The sequence below is a fragment of the Neptunitalea chrysea genome (assembly GCF_027924145.1).
Lineage (GTDB): Bacteria > Bacteroidota > Bacteroidia > Flavobacteriales > Flavobacteriaceae > Neptunitalea > Neptunitalea chrysea.
In genome coordinates this window covers 1-21,741 of record NZ_BRVP01000031.1, presented here as the reverse complement: position 1 = coordinate 21,741, position 21,741 = coordinate 1, and the positions used below count along the sequence as shown (strand labels likewise).

Sequence of the window (21,741 nt, the reverse complement as noted above, 5' to 3'; positions counted from 1 at the left end):
TTACTTTTTCTTTTTCTTAGTATCCTTTTCCGAACTCTTATTATCACCACTATAAAAGTTTGGTGGAAAACCATTAAGAGTTCTCCATAATTCAAACCATATTGGCACATCATCTAATAGAGCAATCGTTTGTGCTCCTGCCCCAATACTTAATTGTTTTGGCCATGCTTTCTCATCAGGATCTGGCGCAATTAACACTCTATACTTACCATTAGTACTAATAAAGTTTTCCTTAGCCACAATAACACCTCCAAAAGTACCATAAGAAACGCCCGGCCATCCACTAAATACAATTGTTGGCCATCCATCAAACCAAATACGTACTTTCTCGTTGGTTTGTATTAACGTAAAATTTAAAGGATCAATATATGTTTCAACTGCAATATCATAGTCCGCTGGCATAATACTAACAATCTCTGAACCTGCTTTCACGGTTTCTCCAATACCCGATTTTAATGCTCTGTTTACATATCCATTTTGTGGTGCAGTTATGTAGTACATTCCATTTCTAATTTTATAATTAGCATATTGAATGCGTAATTTGTTTACTTGAGACTCGGTATCGTACTGTGTACTAATCGCTGTTTGCCTATCACTTTTTGCTTTTGCTATTTTTTCTGCATATGAGGCTTTCGTACGATTAATTTCCATTTCTGCATTTAATAACTCATTCTGACCTACTACATACTTATTCTCCTGAGTTACTACTTTAGCCTGCATTTGTTGCAACTTCACTTTTTTCTCTTCAACATACGTCATAGGCTTAAGTCCTTCCTTATTTAATTCAAACGCCCGGTTATACTGCGTTTCGGCAATTGTTAACTGAGTTTTTATAGCCTCTAGGTCAATGCTATCACTCTTCATTTTAAGTAACGCCTGTCTTTTCTTATTTTGAGCTTGCTTTAATTTTAAAACCCTTTCATTTTCAATAGCCGTTATTTGTACCCCTAAAACCTCTACTTTGTCTCCATACGATTGTAAAGCGCCTTCTTTGGCTCTCATTTGGTTTCCTGTATTGCCCACTAAATCTGGATCAAAATAGGCGTCTTTAATTTCAGACAAACGCATAATGGTATCGCCTTTGTTTACAAAATCTCCTTCTCTCACAAACCATTCCTCTACTCTACCACCAATAATGTTTTGTATCGTTTGCGGACGTTGTCCAGGTTTTAATGTAGTAACATACCCAGAACCCTTTACATTTTGCGTCCATGGTAAAAAGGAAATCAAAACAATTGCTGCCGCTACAATCCAAACAATTTTTCGTATTACCTTATAATGTTTGTTATCGGCGAAAATCTTTGTAGACAAATACTTACTAGTATCTATATACTTATCAATATGATTGTTAGATATATTTAGCATGTCTTATTTTTTTAATTCTCCCTCTTCTAAAAGGAATCTTTTGTTACACTTTTCTTTCCAATACTGATTTCTAGAAATAACCACCAATGTCCATTTCTTATCATGATCCGATAAGTAATCAATAATTTCTTTAGCAGATCCATCATCTATTTTCTCCAATGGCTCCTCTAAAAATAAAATTTTAGGCTCTGATATAATACATCTTGCAAGTAGAATTTTTTGAACCACAGAAGAGTTCAATTGTTTTCCTTCTGAATGTACTGCTGTATCTAATCCATCAGGTAACGATCTTATATATCCTTCTAACTTAACAGCCTCTATAACCTCGTTCACCTGATCTATATGGATATTAGGGTTCTTACAAGTAATATTTTCAAACAAGGTTCCCTCGAATACATTATCGTTTATGGTAATAGTTCCTATTTTAGACCTATAGTCATCAATAGCAAACTTTTTATAGTTTGTATTATTTATAAAAACAGTTCCTCCTGTAGGCTCTATAACCCTGCTTAACAACCTTATTAAAGTTGTTTTACCTGCGCCATTTGCACCATCAATAAGTATACTGTCTCCTTGATTTATGGTTAGTGAAATATTCTTAAGTATTGGTTTTTCTCTATCAGGGAAATTATAAGAAAGTTGTTCCGTTTCTATACATAAATCTTGTCCCTCAAGAGAGTATCCATTAGATCCATTTTCGCTTTCCAGTTCCATATCAACTACCTTACCCATTTTTTCTAAAGAAGTAAGCACATCATAAAACAGTTCGATTCCACCAAAAAGTTTCTCTACTGCGGTTATTATAGAAAGAATAATTATTTCAGCAGCTACAAACTGCCCTATGTTCATTTGTTGACTTAGCACTAATAATCCTCCAATAATTAAGAGTCCGGCCGTAATTAAAACTTTAAATCCTGTCAACTGAATAAACTGTCTTCTTAAAATACTAAAGTGACTTTCTCTACTATCTAAATAAGAGTTCACCAAACGGTCATTTTTATGTAGCGAATACTGAAATAGTTTATCATTTTTAAAACTTAAATGGTTACGTGCAATTTCCTGTAACCAATGCGCTACTTTATATTTATAATTAGACTCTTTTAAACTAGTGTTTAGCCCCGGAGTAAAATTTAATTTAAAGATTAAATACAATAAGAAAATAAGAAATACTCCGAAGAAAATAAAGAACGTATGATATAAGGATAGTAACAATATTCCAAAAAGTATTTGAAGCGCTGCCCCTGAAATGTCCAACAACAATTTTGAAGCTCCTTTTTGCACTGTTAATGTATCAAAAAATCTATTCGCTAATTCGGGTGGAGAATAATTATACAGTTTACTAAACCTAATTTTAGGGAATCTATAAGCAAATTCAAAAGACGATCTTACAAAAATCTTTTGTTGCAAATTCTCTGTAATTCGGTATTGCATTATTCTAAAAATTCCCACTGTAGCTACACCTGCTACTACTATAATAACCAATACCACCCAGGACGTACTAACCTTACCGGCCTGTAAAAAATTAATAATAGACTGTATACCCAACGGTAATGATAAACTTATAATACCGGCAAGAACAGAATACAGGATAATTTGATAAATATCTTTTTTATCTATCCTCAACAAGTTTTTAAATCTTTGAATAGGGGTCATAGCAATATTTTATTTATACATTGAATGTAAAATTCGGAAACATCTTTATTATTCTCACCAAAATCGGTAATACTTTTAAGATGTGCTTTTAGGTAATGTTGATGTAATGCTCCTTCTACAATAGAGGATGCTAAACTTTTTACATATGGGTACTTTGGATTTACCTCAAAAATTAATTGAGCCAAAAGACGAATCACATTTTTGTATACCTTAAAGAAACCTTCTTTATTCTCTTCATCGACCTCTTTCGTTAAGAACGTTTTGGTAAATTCAGCAATAATAATGCGGTTTAATACAGACTCATTAATGTAGACGGTTCTGTCATCATCCTTCACTTCACTGGTTACTATTCTAATTCCTCTATGAAGCCTGTCTATGGAATCGGGCACATTATTTATAGCAAAAATCATACGGTACTCAACCCATGACCAATACCAAGAAGATAAATAAAGCATCAACTTATGCTTGTTTTCAAAATAACGATAAACTGAACTCTCGTTACTTCCTATTTTTTCTCCTAATTTTTTAAAAGTAAACGCTTCAAATCCAATTTCATCAATAAGTACAATACTATGCTCAAGAATACTCTTTCCCAAATTACTGGTTTCTGGATCCTTAACAAACAACTTCTCATTAATTACTAAATGAATATTTCTTGGAATAATTTCCATTAAAATGTATTTAAAAAGTCAAACATTCAAATATAATAGTAATACTATTAACATGTAAAAGTTTAACAGTTAATTTAGAGAGTATTATTATCAAACCAAAAAAAACCACGCTATTTTACACTTACCTAAATTAATTAACATAAATACCATTATATTTTTAATACTTTTATTAAAAGACAATTATCACTACCATGATAAATTCCTATGTTTTAACATGGTACATACCAAAATGAGACAGATTATCTTTAACAAAGAACCTGTTGATTAGAAGAATCTATTGAAATAAAAATAGTGCTATATCATGAATAAGAAAGTATATTATCCGCTAATTGCAATTAACACACTTCTTATCATTACCTATTTTTCGGAAATACTAGCAGTCTACAATAAAACATCCAAACCAGATAAAACATATCTTATAGGCTCTGTTCTATTCTTCGGATTGGCTTTCTTTATTTTATTTGCAGCAAATATTATTAGATTACTATTAAAGAAGGTGAAGTGGATTCATTTTATAATGCTCATTATTTCATTTGTCCTTTTTCTACTCATTAATTCACCTGAAGGTGTATCTCAAATAGTAGGTTATTGTGGAGTAATTTTGATAACATCTATTTTGATATACAAAACCATCAAGTACAAATAAACCTGTACCCAACTCCTCTTATACTTTCAATTTTTATGGAATTATCTCCCGAGAGATATTTTCTAAGACGACTAATAAAAACATCTAAACTCCTAGCTGTAAAAAAATCTGCTTCGTTCCATAAATAATTAAGCACATCCTGTTTCCGTATGAGTCCATCTCTATTCGTATACAAGAAATCGAGCAACTGCGCTTCCTTTTCTGTCAAAATCTTTTCAAACCCAGGAGCAATTAATGTCATATTTTCTACACTAAATGTATATACTCCCAATCTATATACTTTTTGTGATTCTTTAGGTACTCTTACTCTCTTAAGAATGGTATGGATTCTCAAAATAAGCTCATCTGCATCAAATGGTTTGGTTATATAATCATCTGCACCTAGCTTGAGCCCTTTAATAATATCCGCTTTCATTTTACGTGCAGTAACAAATAAAAAGGGCATTTCCGGATACATCTTAACTAATTTTTCCGCCAATGAAAAACCATCCTCATTAGGCATCATAACATCTAAGACAGCTATGTCAAAGTGTTCTTTCTTCAGAACATTCCAAGCTTCTACTCCATCCATAGCACGAACCACATAAAACTTATTTAGTTCCAAGTACTGTTTCAACAAGTTCCCTAAATCTATATCATCTTCAACAATTAATACTCTAATCATTCGATTGCTATTTTTATAATAAAGGTACTCCCATTACCTGGCTCACTTACTACATTTATTGTTCCGCCTAGTTGATCTATCATTTGCTTACTTAAATACAACCCTAAACCTAAGCCTTTAACCTGATGCTCATAACCTTTGGGTACTCTATAGAATTTATCAAAAATCTTCTTGTGTTCTTTCTTAGTAATACCAACCCCATAATCTTTAACAGATATTACATAAAACTCCCCCTCTACAAACCCCTTCAACTCTATGGTTTTGTTATCTCCTGAATACTTTTTAGCATTCTCTAATAAATTATAAACTACCCTTTGTAACAGAAACACATCTGTATTTAACACATACGAAAGCGGCACTAAGTCAATCGATAAAGTACACTCTTCTGCATTAAAATCGGCAACTATGGTTTGTAATAATTCAGAAATATCTACAGCTGTTTTATCTACCTTTTGTTCCATAGCGCTTTCTAAAACCTTATCGGCTATATATTGCATACGCATATTCTGTCGTTCAAGGGTATCTAACAACTCAACACGTTTATCTTTATCGGTTACAAGTTCATCATTTCTTAATGATTTTGAGATTAAAGAAATTGAGGCTATCGGTGTTTTTAGCTCATGGGTAATATTATTAGCAAAATCCGTTTTCAACTCTGCTATTTTCTTTTGCTTTAATAAGGCCTTATACATAGCATAGAACAATATTACCTCAGCAAGAATTAAAATAGTAGCCGCCAGTAACATCCAGAACATCCGAAACAACACTTGCTGTTGCCAATTTCTAATATCTACATACACTCTGTAATTACCCCAATAAGCCATTTCATATAATTCATCGTCATCGTAAATGGTATTAAAATTATTAGAACTAAATTCAAAACTTGAATTGTCCAATGTAGTCCCAAACAAAACTATTGGCTCCTCAGATGGTTTAACTATACTATCGGTAATACCATTTACCTGAAGCATCAATTCTGTAAATTGGAATCGTATATGAACTTCCTTCAAAATTGGGTAAGCACTTTCCTGATCTTTTAAATATTGATTCCCCACTAATCTAATAGAATCTATTTTAGTTAAAACCACTGTATTTAAATCATCATGAGTAAGCCTCTTACGCTGCGTCTCAAGAATTAAGTTCTGTATGGAAGACGCTAATGAATCGTGAAGGTAATCTAAAGTATCTGAGTATATGACAGGGGATACGCTTTTCTTAACCTCTGCTATATACTCCTTCTTTTGTAAAAAATAGCTATTTCTAATTAAATAGTACTGAATAGATACTAAGCCTAACAATACTAGAAAACATATAATTACGAGCCACTTTATCCCCTTCGAGTTTTTCATAGAGACAAATATAACCAGTAATATTGTTTTTCATCACCCTGTTTATGCATTAACCCTTCATTAACCTAGAGTTAACCAATATCCTCACCCCGTTAACGCACCTTTGTATCTCAATCTTAAAACAAAATAACTATGAAACATTTTGTATGTATTTTAATTCTTGGTCTTTTAGCGCTTAACACTAATGCTCAAACCGGAACTCATCATTCGTCCAGTCTTTCAATTTCTGTAGTAGAGAATGATTCAGAATACACTTATCGAGCTTCTTTCGATAAAGGTCAAACCGATAAAGTAAAATCTGCTATTAAGGAACTATTAGGCGCAGCTAACGATACAACCCAAAGAACAGCTCTATGGGAAAAAAAGTATTACACCGTAGGACTAAGAGCAGGAAGAGTGAATATTGAAATGGATTTAAACAATAGTACAAAGTCAACTGCACTAAAAATTAAAGACCTCGGAGAACACATTTCAGAAACATTAAGCTCTAAAAAAACACCAACACCGCCTTCACATCGATAATAAAAGCTATTAAATCATCAATCTAAAGCAACAGTTGTTCTCAATACGCTTAGATTTTCGTCGAAAAATTGGTAGAAAAAAAGCCCTGTTATTTAAATAACAGGGCTTTTTATTGTGACCTCGACAGGATTCAAACCTGTAACCTTCTGAGCCGTAATCAGATGCGCTATTCAGTTGCGCCACGAGGCCTTTTTGCGGGTGCAAATATATAATTTTAATTAACTTACTAAAAACTTTTTTGATAAAAATTTTAAAGCGAAGTGTCTTTAATTGACAATGTAGTTTCTATTACCTCCTTATTCAGCAAGTTAGAGTTTCCAATTTTTATTTTATCTACAATCATATCTACCGCAATTTGACCAATTTTTTCAGGATATTGATTAATATATGATACTCTTGGATATTGCAAGCGATTGAATTGTTTGTTTACATATCCTATTAAAGATATCTCTTCTTTGTAATTTTTACCAAGCATTGCTACAACAGAATTTGCTAAAGAAGTAGACTCTATATCTACACCTAGCATAGCATCTACCTTTTTGGTTTCTACTACTTCTAATAGCATTTTTTGTAATACTGGGTTGTCGTCACTTTCCAAAACAATTCCTTCAACCTCTGGATTGTCTTTAATAAACTTTTCAAAGGCTTCTTTACGCTTTTTACCTACACTTACATCTGGTATTGCAGAGGCCAGCACAATGCTTCTAGCTCCCTTTTCATATAAATAATCTAAAGCAGAAATAATACTCTTATAATCATCTACAGAAACCGAATCAAATTCCAGATTTTCGTCTACCCTGTCAAATACCAATACAGGGGTATTCATATTTTTAATAGCATTGAAATGATCGAACTTCTTCTTCTTAAAAGTTTCATCAGAAGGACAAACTATCAAACCATCAACCAATCCTTTAGATAAGATTTTAAGACTCTCTTCCTCTTCCTTCAATTTTTCGTTTGTAAAGAACGTTACAATACGATACCCATAACTTTTAGCATGAATCTCTATGTTCTTAAGAACAGATGCAAAAAATGAATTTTGAATATCAGGAATAATTACTCCAATAGTATAGGTTGCACTATTCTTTAAACTTAGTGCAATCTGATTTGGAGTATACCCGCGTAATGCAGCATATTCTTTAACTTTCTTCTTTGTCTTTTCACTAATCTCAGAACTATCGTTCAACGATTTAGAAACGGTTGAAAAAGAAACCCCTAAATCTCTGGCAATCTCTTTTATTGTTATCGGTTTGTTCATTGGGTATTTTTAAGCAAAAATAACAAAAACACGCTTTTGTTAAGGCTCTTAATTGTTATAATTTTACTAATTTAATAAATATTTTAGCTTTCTAAGGAAAATAAAATAACAAAAACCTTAGTTACCTTAAAAAATAATAATCATAAACGTTACACTATTTCAGCACTCAATCCAGCCTCAAGCATTAGTGTACAACGCGGCTTTAAATCGTCATAATCACCAGTTTTTACCGTACATTTTCCTTTATAATGTACAATTAAAGAGCACTGCTCTGCTTGTTCCGGTGTATGATCACAAGTTCTCATAAGGGTATTTATTACATGATCAAATGTATTTACCTCATCATTGTACAAAACGATCTCATTCTGATTTTTAACCTCCTCTTCAAGTAATAAATCCTCCAGATATTGTTCTTGTGTACTCATATTCATTGTTTTACACTAATTTACATATTTTGATGCAATCCAATTATTTTTCTCAAAATTTTCTAAAAATTTTAAACCAAGCGCTTCACACTTGGCATTTATAATTGGTAAATCTTCGTTATAAAAACCACTTAAAAGTAAGGTTCCTCCTTTAGCCAAGTATTTGGTATACGTAGATAAATCTTCCAATAAAATGTTTCTATTAATATTTGCTATAATTACCTCGTACACCTCATTGCGTTCTTCCAATAATTTTTTATCTCCTTCAAAAACGCCTATCCACTCATAATTATTGCGCTCACAATTTTCTACCGAGTTTAAGTAGCACCAGTTATCTATATCAATAGCATCTACAGGTTTAGCTCCTTTCATTCCTGCTAAAATTGCTAACACACCTGTACCACAGCCCATATCCAATGTCTTTTTATTAGCTATATCCATTGCTAGTAAATGTTGTATCATCATAAAAGTAGTTTCGTGATGACCAGTTCCAAAACTCATTTTAGGCTCTATCACAATCTCATAAGGCACATTGGTTTGCTCATGAAATGGGGCTCTTATCGTACATTGATTGTTTACATAAATAGGGCTAAAATTCTTTTCCCATTCTTCATTCCAATTTACTTGTTCTACATCTTCTACTTCATAAGAAATAGAGAATTCACCAGATGACAAGATAAAAATATCTTCCAACACTTTTTCATCCCAAAACGCTGTTTGGATGTAAGCCGATAAACCATCTTCTAACTCCACAAAACTTTCAAAACCCTTTTCAGAAAGTTCAGCAATAAGTATTTCTACCCCCGGAGACACCGGAGTTACTTTAAAATGATATCCTTTATAGGAGTTTAACATACCTCTAATTTTTTGCAAAGGTATTAATTAGATTTTTATCATATACCACAGAAGTATTTTCTTTCACAAAACAAAAAAGGACAAGCTTTCACTTGTCCTTTCACAAAATACTTTTATATGATATCTTATAAAGCGTCTACAATAGCTTTAAAGTCTTCTGCTTTAAGAGCAGCACCACCAATTAAACCACCATCAACATCTTCTTTAGAGAAAATTTCTTCAGCATTTCCAGGTTTAACACTACCACCATACAAGATAGATACTTCCTGAGCTACTGCATCTCCGTATTTATCAGCAATTACTTTTCTAACAAAAGCATGTACTTCTTGTGCTTGTTCTGGCGAAGCAGTTTCACCTGTACCAATAGCCCAAACAGGCTCATAAGCTAAAACAATACTTTTCCAAGCTTCAGCATCAAAACCAAAAAGTGCATTTTTAATTTGGCTTTCAACCACATCAAAAAACTTACCTGATTTTCTATCTTCAAGCTCCTCTCCAAAACAGAAAATAGTTCTCATTTCATTTTCTAAAACAGCACCAACCTTTTTAGCTAAACTCTCATCTGTTTCAGCAAAATAAGCTCTTCTTTCAGAGTGCCCTAAAATAACCGTTTTAACACCTACGCTTTTTAACATACTTGCAGAAACTTCACCAGTGTAAGCTCCGCTCTCTGCAAAGTGCATATTTTGAGCAATAACCTCAATAGCATTCCCTTTTAAAGCTTCGTAAGCACTGTATAAACTAGTGAAAGCAGGTGCTATCATTACCTCAACTGAAGGATCTTTTATTTGTTCTTTTAATGCAGTTATTAATGTTTCTGTAGCCGATAGATCATTGTTCATCTTCCAGTTACCTGCAACTATTTTACTTCTCATTGTAAAGATTTTAAATAATTTATAAATTGTTCATCGTTTGCTTTAATGGCTTTATAATATGCTATTTTTCCGGTTTTGTCTATAATCATATAACGCGGAATCCAATCTAGTTCTATGTCCTTACAAAAGGCACTAGGTTTCCATCCGGCATCAATAAAATAATGTTCTCCTATTACGCTAAATCGCTCAATTCCTTTTTTCCAACTATCCTTAGCTCTATCAAGCGACATAAATACAAATACAGTATTACTATTCTTGTATGCTTCTTGTAACTTCTTAACTTTAGGCATTCCTTTAATGCAATCAGAACACCAGCTAGCCCAAATATCAAGTACTATCACTTTGCCTTCATATTTCTTAAGAATGTTTCCAAAAGTAATTTCTGATCCATCAATGGCCGTCATCTTCTCTTCTAAGGCTTCTTTTGAAAACGTAGTTTTCTGTGCCTGTACAGTTAAACTAACTACAAATAAAATGTATAAAAATTTCTTTAGCATTTAAATAAAAAATATAATTACAACCTCACTTTTGGATCTAACCATGCGTATACCATATCTACTAAAATATTTATAAAAATAAACATGGCAGCAATAACCAACACACTTCCCATGATTACCGGAAGATCAGAGGTATTTAACGCATCTACAATCTCTTTTCCCAATCCATTCCATCCAAAAATATACTCTACAAAAACGGCTCCTGCCAACATACTAGCAAACCATCCTGAAATGGCAGTAACAACCGGATTCAATGCATTTTTAAAAGCGTGATTTACAATCACTTTATACATACCTAATCCTTTTGCTTTTGCTGTACGAATATAGTCTAAACTTAAGACTTCTAATAATGAATTACGCATTAATTGTATCACTACTGCAAGGGGCCTTATACCCAATACAATCGCGGGTAATATAAGATTTTGCCACTGTAAAGTTATCCCCTCTCCAAAATCGTCCATTTCAAATAAACTACCCGTCATTTTAAGTCTGGTGTACTCATGTAACAAGTAACCAAAAATCCATGCAAACAGAATAGCACTAAAAAATGAAGGCACACTCATACCTAAAGTACTTACCACCTGTATACCTTTATCTATCCAAGTGTCTTTATATACTGCAGACACAATCCCTAGCACCACCCCTATAAGTATAGCCACACAAATAGCTCCTATAGCCAATACAATCGTATTTGGTAAGGTATTACCAATTATAGAGGTCACGGTTTTTCCCGACTTTTGAAATGAAGTTCGTAAATACGGATATTTTATTACTACATTGGTATTCCCTAGTCTAAATAATTTAGTCCCAGAATATTTACTTTCAGAAAAGTAGGTATAGTCATCTAGTGATGTACTATGAAAAGAAAGAAATGACAAATCGTTTACATAATACCCATACTGAGTTAGTAATGGTTTATCAAAACCATATTTTTTTTTAATAATAGCCAATTGTTCACTACTCTCATTCTGATCGAGCATCATACGAGCTGGGTCACTGGGCAACATGTTAAACAATAAAAAAATTACTGTTACTACACCCCATAGTGTTAGTAATGCATACCCAACTTTATGTAGCAAATACCTAATCAAATTACAGTTCTAGATCAGAAGCATCGTTATAATGCAACTTTTGCTTTATAACACCACTTTCTATTTTAATAAGTCCCGGATTAGATCTAATCATTGTTTTAAGCATCGTAGGGTCAGATATATAAAATTCAAAATTAAAGCCGTAATTCTCTTTATACTCATTAGCTGTTTCAGGTAATGCCGAAGTCATTGCAATTACCTTATACCCTGCTTTAATAGCTTTATCTGTAGCCTCTTTTATTGCTTTTAACCCTTCGTCTGATGCTGAATACAAATTATAGGACACCATTACAATAAGCTTGGGTTCGTCTAGCATTTCTTCTACATGATCCTCTCCATTTTCATCTTCCATGGTAAAATCATGAATCGGAGGTATTCCTCCGTCTACCAAAATATTAGTCTCTACAGAAATATACTCTCCGTCTACATCTGGATATTGCCCCATGGTTTTTATTACCTTTTCTTCCCCATTAACATTAAACTTCCAAAGGAACTCGGTAATACTTTCAGGCATTTCCATGCCTTCTCTAATTACAGTACCCACTTTGTAGGGTCTAAAGTCTATAATAGGCAAATGACTTAACACATAATTACATAGTACAACACAACAAATTAGTGTAACCACCGAAAACCTAAATGCAAACTTCTTGCTCCAAAGTGGTTTTATGTATTTTGCTCCAGCAAATAGCACCAATATTAAAACTAATAACGTCACATCTTTCCAGAATGTTTCCCAAGGAGTTAGCTTTACGGCATCACCAAAACAGCCACAATCGGTTACTTTACCGGTTACTGCAGAATACAATGTTAATCCTGTAAAAAACACAATCATTACCAATAAACTCCACAATGTAAATTTTCTTTTAAAACCAACAAGTAGCATTACCCCTACTAAAAATTCGAAGATAACTACCACTATAGCTATTGGTAAAGAATAGGGTTCAAAAAAAGGTATGTTAAGTACAGGCTCGCTAAAATATTCTTCCAATTTAAAAGAGAAGCCCATAGGATCTACCAATTTTACAAAGCCACTAAGAATAAAAAGTACACCTACTATAAGTCGGCATATATGAGTAATAATTTTCATGAAGCACTATTTAAGTTGATTATTTTCTGATTATAAATTATTCCTGTGAAGCCTCCTCCGACTCTTTCATAAGAATCATAGCAAACACCGAATAATTAATCATATCCTGATAATTGGCATCTATACCTTCAGACACCAATGTTTTTCCTTTATTATCTTCTATTTGTTTAACTCGTAATAACTTCTGTAAAATTAGGTCGGTTAATGAGCTAATACGCATCTCTCTCCATGCCTCACCATAATCATGGTTTTTGTTCTCCATTAATGCCTTTGTATCTGAAATGTATTTTTCATATAAAGTTACTGCCTGTTCTGCGGTAAGATCTGGTTTCTCTACAACTCCTAACTCTAATTGAATTAATGCCATTATAGAATAATTTATGATACCAATAAACTCTGCTGTTTCATCTTCCTCTATTTTTCTAACCTCATTTTCCTGAAGGCCTCTAATACGTTGTGCTTTAATAAAAATCTGATCGGTTAAAGAAGGTAACCGTAAGATTCTCCAGGCACTACCGTAATCTTTCATTTTTTTAGCAAATAGCCCTTTGCAAATTGCAATGACCTCGTCAAATTGCTGAGATGTTTTTTGCATGTGTTCTTTCAAATTTCCGTAAATTTCGCTTAAAATTTTGAATTGTTCAAAAGTGAACTCCTAAACTTTGTTTTTTGAATTGTTTTCACTCCAAAACATCGTCAAAATAAACATATAATACAAATGATTATTAACTGTAAAGGCGCTCTAGTAGATTTATCAATCCCAAAAATCATGGGAATCTTAAATGTAACACCCGACTCTTTTTTTGATGGTGGCAACTATATTAGTAAAAAATCAGTTTTACAACAATGTGAGAAAATGCTAAATGACGGTGCCAATTTTATAGACATAGGAGCTTACAGCTCAAGACCCGGAGCTAAAGATGTAAGTGAAACTGAAGAAACTGAACGGTTACTAAATGTCATCACCCCTATTATGAAAGAGTTTCCGGATATATTACTATCTGTAGATACTTTTAGGAGCTCTGTAGCAAAAGCTTCTATTGAGGCAGGAGCTGCGATAGTAAACGATATTAGCGGTGGTGACCTTGATGATAATATGTTTGCAACTGTAAGCGAATTACAAGTACCTTATATTTTAATGCATATGAAAGGTACTCCTCAAAACATGCAAACACATACTGGATACAAAAACATAACAAAAGAAGTAAATCTTCATTTATCTGAGAAAGTTTATAAAGCACGTTCTTACGGAATAAACGATATTATTTTAGACCCTGGCTTTGGCTTTGCTAAAACTTTAGAAGAAAATTACGAACTTATGAATCATATGGAAATGCTTCACTTTTTTGATCTTCCAATTTTGGTAGGCATCTCTAGAAAATCTATGATTTACAAACTTTTTGATACAACACCAGATAATGCTCTAAATGGCACCTCTATACTCAATACCATTGCCTTACAAAAAAGGGCTCATATTTTAAGAGTACATGACGTAAAAGAAGCAAGTGAATGTGTTACTATATGGAATCAATTAAACGCAACAACAATATCATGAAAAAATTAATCCTACTATTCTTAGTTATTATCTCGCTGGCTGCTTGTAGTAAAAACAAGTCTGTTTTATTACCGGAGGCTACTTTAGTAGACAAAACCGAAATAACAGATATTTCATCAGCCTATTTGTTCTATAATTTAGAAGAAAAAGACACTGTTGAGTTAAACCGTAAAAATCTAATCATCTCAACTAACTGGATTTTTAACATCGATAAGCGACTTAAATTGTATCAAGTCATTCCGAGCATTAAAATGCTTCAGAAGAAAAAAGATAGTAATGAAATGCATAAAAATGAAAATGCTAGAAACTTCTTTTCTGTAAACAACACCGATATTAAAAATTTGTCATTTATAGACTTTACTAAAACTGAGTTCATTTTTGACGATGGCTTCTCTAAATTTTATATAGACGATAACCCTGAAGAATTTAAAGGCATTTTTCCGATAACCGTAAACTTTAAAAAAGACGGAACGATAACCTTAAACCAAACACCATCTGATAGAGATGAGTTAGTAGACTTCATCAAGGAATTTTCCAGTGCATCAGCTATGGGACGAACAACAGTACTATACCTAAATTTCGACAAACACCTTACCTATCAAGAGTATATAACAGATCTTACATTGGTAAAAACTGCCATAGGTAATTCTATAAATTTATCTCCAATGCAATTTATTTATGACGAAGATAAACTGCCAGATTGTGGTTGTACTCTGTAATTATAATTTATACATTTACAAAAAAAGGCACTTTGAAGAACCCATTAAATTTTCTGGATTTTAGTCTTACAGATATTATAGATATTTTTTTAGTAGCAACACTACTCTACTATCTATACAAATTAGTTAAGGGTACGGCTGCTGTAAATATTTTTGCGGGTATTGTAATTATCTACGTTATTTTTCAAATAACCAAGCTACTTCAAATGGAATTGCTTAGTAGTATTTTTGATAATTTCTTCCAAGCAGGATTCCTAGCCCTTATCTTAGTTTTTCAACAAGAGATTCGTAAGTTTTTATTAATGGTAGGGTCTTCTAACTTAGCCTCTAGAGGAAATTTTATAAAACATTTCCATTTTCTTAGAAGCCAAAATAAAGATACTCTTAATACCAATGTTAGTTTAATTATTAAGGCATGCCAAAAACTAAGCGCCTCTAAAACAGGAGCCCTTATAGTACTTCAAAGAAACAATTCTTTAGATTTTGTAAAAACCTCTGGTGATCATATGAATGCCGAAGTTAATATTCCGCTACTAGAGAGTATTTTTTACAAGAATAGCCCATTGCATGATGGAGCCATCGTAATTAAAGGAAATACAATAACTGCTACGCGAGTTATTTTACCTGTTTCTGATGAGCGCACCATCCCGCAACGATTTGGTTTACGCCATAGAGCTGCTATTGGTATTACCGAAAAAACAGATGCTTTGTCATTAGTTGTATCCGAAGAAACTGGACAAATTTCATTCATGAAAAATGGTGAATTTGTATTGTTCCGTGATATTAATGAATTAATTAATATTGTTTCAGAAAGCTTACAATAGTGACTTATGAAGACATTTTTTCTTCTGCCATAAACTGAACCTCGTATAAATTTCTGTAATATCCACCTTCAATATCCAACAACTCCTCATGGGTTCCTGTTTCTACAATTTTACCAGCATCCATTACTATAATCTTTGAAGCCTTTTTAATAGTTGCCAATCTGTGAGCAATAACAATAGATGTTCTTCCTTCCGTAATTTTTTCAGTAGCTAGCTGAATTAACTTCTCTGAATACGAATCTACAGAAGAGGTTGCCTCATCTAAAATCAAAATACTCGGATTACTTACGTAGGCTCTTAAGAAAGCAATTAATTGTCGTTGACCAGAAGAAAGCATAGTTCCCCTTTCCTTAACATTATAATGGTAACCGTCAGGTAGTGAATTTATAAATTCATGCACACCTATGGCTTTAGCTGCTGCTATAACATCCTCCTCTCTTATAGTAGTATCATTTAACGTAATGTTATTTAAAATACTATCGGCAAACAAAAAAACATCTTGTAATACAATGGCTATTTTACTACGTAAGGAAGTTAACGTATACTCTTCTATATCTACATTATCAATTTTTATAGTTCCCGATTTAATTTCGTAAAATCGGTTTAATAAATTAATAATAGTCGACTTCCCTGCTCCTGTAGCTCCTACAATAGCAATAGTTTCTCCTTTATTTACCTCAAACGAAATTCCATGTAAAACTGCTTCTCCTTCAACATATTCAAAATGTACTTTATCAAAAGAAATTGCTCCTTCCAAATCGGTTGCTACTTTGGTGCCACTATCATCTATATAACTTTGTGTATCCAAAATATCAAAAACTCTTCCTGCTGCAACCATTCCCATCTGCAACCCATTGAACTTTTCAGCTATTTGACGTAAGGGTCTAAACAACATTTGAGTAAACATTATAAACATTACAATAGTACCTGCCAAATCCGGATCATCATTTTTAATAGCCTGTGTTGCCCCTTGATAAACCACTAACCCAATAGTTGCCGACGACACTAACTCTATTACCGCTAAAAAAATAGAATTGTACCAAACAGTTGAAATCCAAGATTTTTTGTGTCTTTCATTTATAGCTTTAAACAAATCATACTCCTGCTCTTCTCTCGCAAAAATTTGTAGAATTTTAATTCCCGATATACGCTCCTGCACAAATGAGTTTAAATTTGCTACCTCTTTACGCACTTCAATAAAAGCCTTTTTCATAGCCTTTTGAAACAAATAGGTAGCATATAAAATAATAGGAAAAACACAAAATACAATCAAAGTCAACTTTAAATTGGCATAAAGCATCACACCAATAACCACAAAGATTTTCAGAAAATCACTTATAATCTCAAAAAAGCCATTACTAAAAATCTCTCCTATACGCTCCATATCCTGAACCGCTCGGGTTACCAAAACCCCTACTGAAGATTTATCATAATACTTCATTTTAAAACGAAGCATATGTTTAAATAACTTTACCCTAACATCCCTAATAATACTTTGCCCTAATAAATTAGAAAAGTAATTATATGCCCACTGCATTGCTACCTCAAAAAAAAGTGTGCCTAGCATTATTACACAAATAAAGAGCAGGCTTTTTTCATCCTTTTCTATCATATAATCATTTACTCCACTCTTTACTAAAAGAGGCCTAACCAAAGCTAAAAACGCAAGCAATATAGCGGCAGCAACTACAAAATAATAGGTAGCTCTATAAGGTTTTGTATAAGTAACAAGCCTTCTGATTAACTTAAAATCAAACGCTTTTCCTGATGTATCTTTACTCATTAATATCTATATAAGGATATTCTACTTTTGTTAAATATAAAGCATGCCCCGGAACAGACACTCCTGCCTTGCTGCGGTTTCTGCTTTCTACAATGGTTCTTACATCCTGCACCTCAATCTTACCTTTTCCCACTTCTAAAAGTGTCCCTACAACTGCACGAACCATATTTCTTAAAAAACGATCGGCCTGAATGGTAAAAACAATTACATCGTTCTTCCATTCCCAATGCGCATTCATAAGTTTACAAAGATAGGTTTTCACATCGGTATTAGATTTGGAAAAACACTTAAAATCTTCATAATCATAAAGTACCTTTGCTGCTTCATTCATTTTCTCTACATCCAAAGGATGATGTACCAAATAAGCTACCTCTGTTAAAAATGGATTTTTTTTAGTTACAATCCAATACTCATAAGTTCTGCTACTAGCATCAAAACGGGCATGAGCATCTTCTTTTACCGCATGCAAAGCTCTTATAGCTATATCTTTAGGTAAAAAAGAATTTAGTTTATAAACCAAATCATCTTCTACATCTAATGCAATATTAAAATGAGCAAACATTTGCCTTGCATGAACACCTGCATCTGTCCTTCCAGCTCCTGTGATGCTAATATCGGTTCTCAACACGGTAGACAATGCCTTCTCTAAAACCTCTTGAACAGAAATGGCTTTAGGTTGATTTTGCCACCCATGATAAGCAGCTCCATTATACGAAAACTCTAAAAAGTATCTCAAAAGAAAAAAGTATTTTTGTATTGCAAGTTGCAAAGATACATAGAACAAAATACTTTTTTAATCTCAATTACAATGACCCGAATTTTATTATTGTCAGACACTCACAGTTATATTGATGATACTATTTTAAAATATGTAAAAGCCGCAGATGAAGTATGGCATGCCGGTGACATAGGAGACATTAGTGTTACAGACCAAATAAAAAAACTAACACCTTTGAAAGGTGTGTATGGCAATATTGATAACCATGTAATACGAGCTGAGTTCCCGGAAAACAATCGTTTTTTTTGTGAAGGGGTAGATGTTTGGATAACACATATTGGAGGTTACCCTAATAAATACGATATGAGAGTTCGTTCTGAAATACAAACAAATCCTCCAAAACTATTTATTTGCGGGCACTCACACATACTAAAAGTTATTTATGATAAAAAATTACAGCTCTTACACATGAACCCCGGAGCCTGCGGTAAGCATGGATTTCAGAAAATAAGAACTATGCTACGATTTGAAATAGATAAAGAAGAAATTAAGAATCTTGAGATTATAGAGTTACCAAACTAAAAAAGCCCGGTAAACTACCGGGCTCTTCTACGCACTAATACTACTAAGATGATAGGTTTATCGTAATCGGTCTACAGATTTTACGAGATCTTCGTCCTTTTTGATGGCTCTGTTAGCGAGCACAAGTAAAACGATAGAAATAATTGGAAAAAGCATCCCAATACCCTTCTCAGAAGTGTTACCTTCTCCGGGTAAATTTAGCGACCAATACACAAATAATCCTAGTAAGATAAGGTTAAATATCATGTTCAATCTGTTTACCACAAATTGATTTTTTCTAGTCTTAAACAAAGTAATAGAAACCACTGCTACTATAGCAGATAAAACAAACAACACCATATAAGTTATGTTATCATAAACCATAACGGCTGTACCTTTTTCCGTATACATTGGGATAACAAAAGCTACTCCACCGTTTAATACAGCTACAGCTAATAAAAATAAAGTTTGTATTCTTTGAATCATCACTTTTAATTGGATGACAAAAATATAATTTATCCTTTAAAAAAGATAGAAAAAAATAATTGTATTCATAAAAAATATTTTGTATTATTGCAACATCTATTCGTAGCACATTCATATCGACTTATCGGTAGTCTTCGAAAAATTTCAATTTATTTTTATTCAAGTTTCAACTTCAACATTTAATCATATTTTCATTATACATGTTTGAAATATCAGATTTAAAAGCTAAAAAACTTTCTGAGTTACAGGAAATAGCAAAAACAATTGATGTTCCTAAGTACAGAAGTTTAAAAAAGATGGATTTGATTTATCAAATCCTAGATGTTCAGGCGGCAGACCCTCAGTCAGTTACAACAGAAAAAGAGGTTAATCCTACTCCACAAGAAGCACCAAAAGTTGCTTCTAATACAGAATCAGAAACTAAAGACGACACTACAGCTGCTAAACCAAAACGCAGCAGAACAAGAGTTTCTAAAAAAATAACACCTCAGAAAAAAATTAGCGAACCTCAGGAAAAAAAAATAGAGACTCCTGCAAAAGAAGAATCTCCACAAAAAGCTATCTCATTTTCAGAAACTTCTAAAAAAGAAGAAAACACACCTGAAAAACAGGAAAACACACCTGAAAAAGAGACAATACCACAAGCTAAGGAAATCAGAAAAGATAAAGAAGATTTCAAAAAAAGGGACAATAAAAAGGAATATCCCAAAACCAACAATCACCGTAACAATAATCATAAAAACAATAACGGTAACGACAAAGACAGCAACTACAATAAAGATACCCGAAACCGTTATAGAGAACCCGACTTTGAATTTGACGGCATTATCGAAAGTGAAGGTGTATTAGATATTATGCAAGACGGATATGGCTTTTTACGCTCATCCGATTATAATTATCTATCTTCTCCTGACGATATTTACGTTTCTCAATCTCAGATTAGATTATTCGGACTTAAAACCGGTGACACTGTACTAGGAAATGTACGCCCTCCTAAAGAAGGTGAAAAATACTTTCCTCTTATAAAGGTTAATAAAATAAACGGATTAGAACCACAAGTTGTTAGAGATCGTGTTTCTTTTGAACACCTTACTCCATTATTCCCTGATGAGAAATTTAATATTGCTGAAAAAAACAGTAATATCTCTACACGTATAATGGATTTATTCTCACCTATTGGTAAAGGACAACGTGGTATGATTGTTTCGCAGCCTAAAACAGGTAAAACAATGTTATTAAAAGACATTGCTAACGCCATTGCTGCAAGCCACCCAGAAGTATACTTACTAGTACTACTTATAGATGAAAGACCTGAAGAGGTAACAGACATGCAACGTAACGTTAAAGGAGAGGTAATTGCCTCTACTTTTGACAAAGAAGCTTCTGAACACGTAAGAGTAGCTAATATAGTTTTAGAAAAATCGAAAAGATTAGTAGAATGCGGACATGATGTTGTAATCTTACTTGACTCTATCACACGTTTAGCAAGAGCATACAACACTGTACAACCTGCTTCTGGTAAAGTATTAAGTGGTGGTGTAGACGCTAACGCATTACACAAACCAAAACGCTTCTTTGGAGCTGCTCGTAACATTGAAAACGGAGGATCTCTTTCTATTATAGCTACCGCTTTAACAGAAACAGGATCTAAAATGGACGAGGTTATCTTTGAAGAATTTAAAGGTACAGGTAACATGGAACTTCAATTAGACAGAAGAATAGCAAACAGAAGAATATTCCCTGCTATTGACCTTGTCTCTTCTTCTACAAGACGTGACGATTTACTACTAGACGATACAGCTATTCAAAGAATGTGGATTATGCGCAAATACATTGCAGATATGAACCCTGTAGAAGCAATGGAATTTATAGAACAACGCATTAAACAAACTAGAAATAACGATGAGTTTTTAATGACAATGAATCAGTAACAACTCTTCTCTATACATATAAAAAAACCGATACTCACGTATCGGTTTTTTTATTCTCAAGAACACTTTAAAACTTAAAAGATCTCTACCAAGTATAGATTACGCACAAAAGAAACTACCTTAGAAGACCACTAAGCCTTGAAGAAACACTTTTCTATCACAAGGATAAACCTCAAAGCATTCAATCCTGATTCTTTTATTTAGCA

The 21,741-nt window shown here is 33.0% G+C and carries 23 protein-coding genes and 1 tRNA gene; 7 read left to right on the top strand and 17 right to left on the bottom strand.

Features of this window, described 5'->3' with window-relative positions; translation table 11 throughout:
• From NBRC110019_RS15670 to NBRC110019_RS15660, 3 genes are read right to left on the bottom strand one after another with little or no spacing between them, the layout of a single operon-like run.
• Nucleotides 1-1,365 carry an HlyD family secretion protein gene (locus NBRC110019_RS15670; protein WP_281756413.1) on the bottom strand — a complete coding sequence of 455 codons (1,365 nt, stop codon included), beginning with the start codon at nt 1,363-1,365 and terminating at the stop codon, nt 1-3.
• Nucleotides 1,366-1,368: 3 nt separating this feature from the next.
• Complete coding sequence (locus NBRC110019_RS15665) at nt 1,369-3,018, bottom strand: peptidase domain-containing ABC transporter (protein ID WP_281756412.1); 1,650 nt, start codon at nt 3,016-3,018, stop codon at nt 1,369-1,371.
• Complete coding sequence (locus tag NBRC110019_RS15660; protein ID WP_281756410.1) at nt 3,015-3,689, bottom strand: TetR/AcrR family transcriptional regulator; 675 nt, start codon at nt 3,687-3,689, stop codon at nt 3,015-3,017. Before NBRC110019_RS15660 ends, NBRC110019_RS15665 begins: the two co-directional genes overlap by 4 nt.
• Nucleotides 3,690-3,990: 301 nt before the next feature.
• Here NBRC110019_RS15660 and NBRC110019_RS15655 point away from each other — a divergent pair, with 301 nt between their 5' ends.
• Complete coding sequence (locus NBRC110019_RS15655; RefSeq protein WP_281756409.1) at nt 3,991-4,335, top strand: hypothetical protein; 345 nt, start codon at nt 3,991-3,993, stop codon at nt 4,333-4,335.
• Here the strand turns inward: NBRC110019_RS15655 and NBRC110019_RS15650 are convergent.
• Both NBRC110019_RS15650 and NBRC110019_RS15645 read right to left on the bottom strand, forming a co-directional pair.
• Nucleotides 4,322-4,999 carry a response regulator transcription factor gene (locus NBRC110019_RS15650; RefSeq protein ID WP_281756408.1) on the bottom strand — a complete coding sequence of 226 codons (678 nt, stop codon included), beginning with the start codon at nt 4,997-4,999 and terminating at the stop codon, nt 4,322-4,324. The two genes, NBRC110019_RS15655 and NBRC110019_RS15650, sit on opposite strands and share 14 nt — an antisense overlap.
• On the bottom strand, nt 4,996-6,348 hold the full coding sequence (locus NBRC110019_RS15645) for a sensor histidine kinase (RefSeq protein ID WP_281756407.1): 1,353 nt from the start codon (nt 6,346-6,348) through the stop codon (nt 4,996-4,998). The genes NBRC110019_RS15650 and NBRC110019_RS15645 overlap by 4 nt, the downstream gene beginning before the upstream one ends.
• A 132-nt stretch (nt 6,349-6,480) precedes the next feature.
• On the opposite strand from NBRC110019_RS15645, the gene NBRC110019_RS15640 reads away from it, so the two are divergent.
• On the top strand, nt 6,481-6,870 hold the full coding sequence (locus tag NBRC110019_RS15640) for a hypothetical protein (protein WP_281756406.1): 390 nt from the start codon (nt 6,481-6,483) through the stop codon (nt 6,868-6,870).
• A gap of 115 nt (nt 6,871-6,985) precedes the next feature.
• Here the strand turns inward: NBRC110019_RS15640 and NBRC110019_RS15635 are convergent.
• The 9 genes from NBRC110019_RS15635 to NBRC110019_RS15595 all read right to left on the bottom strand — a co-directional run bounded on the left by NBRC110019_RS15635 (nt 6,986) and on the right by NBRC110019_RS15595 (nt 13,553).
• A tRNA-Arg gene (locus NBRC110019_RS15635) sits at nt 6,986-7,059 on the bottom strand.
• A 61-nt stretch (nt 7,060-7,120) separates the two neighbouring features.
• On the bottom strand, nt 7,121-8,128 hold the full coding sequence (locus NBRC110019_RS15630; protein ID WP_281756405.1) for a LacI family DNA-binding transcriptional regulator: 1,008 nt from the start codon (nt 8,126-8,128) through the stop codon (nt 7,121-7,123).
• A 149-nt stretch (nt 8,129-8,277) separates the two neighbouring features.
• A complete protein-coding gene (locus NBRC110019_RS15625) occupies nt 8,278-8,553 on the bottom strand; it encodes an ATP-dependent Clp protease adaptor ClpS (RefSeq protein ID WP_281756404.1) in 276 nt (91 codons plus the stop codon).
• A gap of 15 nt (nt 8,554-8,568) precedes the next feature.
• On the bottom strand, nt 8,569-9,408 hold the full coding sequence (gene prmA, locus NBRC110019_RS15620; RefSeq protein WP_281756423.1) for a 50S ribosomal protein L11 methyltransferase: 840 nt from the start codon (nt 9,406-9,408) through the stop codon (nt 8,569-8,571).
• Nucleotides 9,409-9,533: 125 nt separating this feature from the next.
• Nucleotides 9,534-10,283: a triose-phosphate isomerase gene (gene tpiA / locus NBRC110019_RS15615; RefSeq protein ID WP_281756402.1), complete on the bottom strand. Its 750-nt coding sequence runs from the start codon at nt 10,281-10,283 to the stop codon at nt 9,534-9,536.
• Nucleotides 10,280-10,780 (bottom strand): TlpA family protein disulfide reductase, encoded by a 501-nt coding sequence (locus NBRC110019_RS15610; RefSeq protein WP_281756400.1) that lies wholly within the window; start codon nt 10,778-10,780, stop codon nt 10,280-10,282. Before NBRC110019_RS15610 ends, tpiA begins: the two co-directional genes overlap by 4 nt.
• A 17-nt stretch (nt 10,781-10,797) precedes the next feature.
• On the bottom strand, nt 10,798-11,871 hold the full coding sequence (locus NBRC110019_RS15605) for an ABC transporter permease (protein WP_281756398.1): 1,074 nt from the start codon (nt 11,869-11,871) through the stop codon (nt 10,798-10,800).
• Nucleotide 11,872: 1 nt separating this feature from the next.
• Complete coding sequence (locus NBRC110019_RS15600) at nt 11,873-12,958, bottom strand: BT_3928 family protein (protein ID WP_281756397.1); 1,086 nt, start codon at nt 12,956-12,958, stop codon at nt 11,873-11,875.
• Between the two features lie 37 nt (nt 12,959-12,995).
• The gene (locus tag NBRC110019_RS15595; protein WP_281756393.1) at nt 12,996-13,553 is read right to left on the bottom strand and encodes a DUF1599 domain-containing protein; all 558 of its coding nucleotides are present in this window, start codon (nt 13,551-13,553) and stop codon (nt 12,996-12,998) included.
• Between the two features lie 123 nt (nt 13,554-13,676).
• On the opposite strand from NBRC110019_RS15595, the gene folP reads away from it, so the two are divergent.
• The 3 genes from folP to cdaA are packed head-to-tail and all read left to right on the top strand — an operon-like array spanning nt 13,677 to nt 16,056.
• Nucleotides 13,677-14,513, top strand: coding sequence for a dihydropteroate synthase (gene folP, locus NBRC110019_RS15590; protein WP_281756391.1), 837 nt, complete (start codon nt 13,677-13,679; stop codon nt 14,511-14,513).
• Nucleotides 14,510-15,232, top strand: coding sequence for a hypothetical protein (locus tag NBRC110019_RS15585; protein WP_281756389.1), 723 nt, complete (start codon nt 14,510-14,512; stop codon nt 15,230-15,232). The genes folP and NBRC110019_RS15585 overlap by 4 nt, the downstream gene beginning before the upstream one ends.
• A gap of 32 nt (nt 15,233-15,264) precedes the next feature.
• On the top strand, nt 15,265-16,056 hold the full coding sequence (cdaA, locus tag NBRC110019_RS15580; RefSeq protein ID WP_281756387.1) for a diadenylate cyclase CdaA: 792 nt from the start codon (nt 15,265-15,267) through the stop codon (nt 16,054-16,056).
• 4 nt (nt 16,057-16,060) lie between these two features.
• Here cdaA and NBRC110019_RS15575 read toward each other — a convergent pair whose 3' ends face one another.
• The gene (locus NBRC110019_RS15575; RefSeq protein ID WP_281756385.1) at nt 16,061-17,839 is read right to left on the bottom strand and encodes an ABC transporter ATP-binding protein; all 1,779 of its coding nucleotides are present in this window, start codon (nt 17,837-17,839) and stop codon (nt 16,061-16,063) included.
• Complete coding sequence (gene truA / locus NBRC110019_RS15570) at nt 17,832-18,575, bottom strand: tRNA pseudouridine(38-40) synthase TruA (protein WP_281756383.1); 744 nt, start codon at nt 18,573-18,575, stop codon at nt 17,832-17,834. Before truA ends, NBRC110019_RS15575 begins: the two co-directional genes overlap by 8 nt.
• Before the next feature lie 72 nt (nt 18,576-18,647).
• Between truA and NBRC110019_RS15565 the strand changes: the two genes are divergently transcribed.
• Complete coding sequence (locus NBRC110019_RS15565) at nt 18,648-19,139, top strand: metallophosphoesterase family protein (protein ID WP_281756381.1); 492 nt, start codon at nt 18,648-18,650, stop codon at nt 19,137-19,139.
• 57 nt (nt 19,140-19,196) lie between these two features.
• Here NBRC110019_RS15565 and NBRC110019_RS15560 read toward each other — a convergent pair whose 3' ends face one another.
• Nucleotides 19,197-19,604, bottom strand: a complete 408-nt coding sequence (locus tag NBRC110019_RS15560) for a DUF4293 domain-containing protein (RefSeq protein ID WP_281756379.1) — start codon at nt 19,602-19,604, stop codon at nt 19,197-19,199.
• Between the two features lie 200 nt (nt 19,605-19,804).
• On the opposite strand from NBRC110019_RS15560, the gene rho reads away from it, so the two are divergent.
• The gene (gene rho, locus NBRC110019_RS15555; protein ID WP_281756377.1) at nt 19,805-21,535 is read left to right on the top strand and encodes a transcription termination factor Rho; all 1,731 of its coding nucleotides are present in this window, start codon (nt 19,805-19,807) and stop codon (nt 21,533-21,535) included.
• The last annotated feature ends 206 nt before the right edge of the window (nt 21,536-21,741 follow it).

Excerpts from the sequence above, each read along its gene's own strand:
- NBRC110019_RS15560 (WP_281756379.1), bottom strand. The coding sequence starts at position 19,604 with ATGATTCAAAGAATACAAACTTTATTTTTATTAGCTGTAGCTGTATTA.
- NBRC110019_RS15565 (WP_281756381.1), top strand. The coding sequence starts at position 18,648 with ATGACCCGAATTTTATTATTGTCAGACACTCACAGTTATATTGATGAT.
- NBRC110019_RS15585 (WP_281756389.1), top strand. The coding sequence starts at position 14,510 with ATGAAAAAATTAATCCTACTATTCTTAGTTATTATCTCGCTGGCTGCT.
- prmA (WP_281756423.1), bottom strand. The coding sequence starts at position 9,408 with ATGTTAAACTCCTATAAAGGATATCATTTTAAAGTAACTCCGGTGTCT.
- NBRC110019_RS15640 (WP_281756406.1), top strand. The coding sequence starts at position 6,481 with ATGAAACATTTTGTATGTATTTTAATTCTTGGTCTTTTAGCGCTTAAC.
- NBRC110019_RS15655 (WP_281756409.1), top strand. The coding sequence starts at position 3,991 with ATGAATAAGAAAGTATATTATCCGCTAATTGCAATTAACACACTTCTT.
- NBRC110019_RS15660 (WP_281756410.1), bottom strand. The coding sequence starts at position 3,689 with ATGGAAATTATTCCAAGAAATATTCATTTAGTAATTAATGAGAAGTTG.
- rho (WP_281756377.1), top strand. The coding sequence starts at position 19,805 with ATGTTTGAAATATCAGATTTAAAAGCTAAAAAACTTTCTGAGTTACAG.
- NBRC110019_RS15670 (WP_281756413.1), bottom strand. The coding sequence starts at position 1,365 with ATGCTAAATATATCTAACAATCATATTGATAAGTATATAGATACTAGT.
- NBRC110019_RS15645 (WP_281756407.1), bottom strand. The coding sequence starts at position 6,348 with ATGAAAAACTCGAAGGGGATAAAGTGGCTCGTAATTATATGTTTTCTA.
- NBRC110019_RS15650 (WP_281756408.1), bottom strand. The coding sequence starts at position 4,999 with ATGATTAGAGTATTAATTGTTGAAGATGATATAGATTTAGGGAACTTG.
- NBRC110019_RS15630 (WP_281756405.1), bottom strand. The coding sequence starts at position 8,128 with ATGAACAAACCGATAACAATAAAAGAGATTGCCAGAGATTTAGGGGTT.
- NBRC110019_RS15575 (WP_281756385.1), bottom strand. The coding sequence starts at position 17,839 with ATGAGTAAAGATACATCAGGAAAAGCGTTTGATTTTAAGTTAATCAGA.
- tpiA (WP_281756402.1), bottom strand. The coding sequence starts at position 10,283 with ATGAGAAGTAAAATAGTTGCAGGTAACTGGAAGATGAACAATGATCTA.
- NBRC110019_RS15665 (WP_281756412.1), bottom strand. The coding sequence starts at position 3,018 with ATGACCCCTATTCAAAGATTTAAAAACTTGTTGAGGATAGATAAAAAA.
- NBRC110019_RS15625 (WP_281756404.1), bottom strand. The coding sequence starts at position 8,553 with ATGAGTACACAAGAACAATATCTGGAGGATTTATTACTTGAAGAGGAG.
- NBRC110019_RS15600 (WP_281756397.1), bottom strand. The coding sequence starts at position 12,958 with ATGAAAATTATTACTCATATATGCCGACTTATAGTAGGTGTACTTTTT.
- folP (WP_281756391.1), top strand. The coding sequence starts at position 13,677 with ATGATTATTAACTGTAAAGGCGCTCTAGTAGATTTATCAATCCCAAAA.
- NBRC110019_RS15610 (WP_281756400.1), bottom strand. The coding sequence starts at position 10,780 with ATGCTAAAGAAATTTTTATACATTTTATTTGTAGTTAGTTTAACTGTA.
- NBRC110019_RS15595 (WP_281756393.1), bottom strand. The coding sequence starts at position 13,553 with ATGCAAAAAACATCTCAGCAATTTGACGAGGTCATTGCAATTTGCAAA.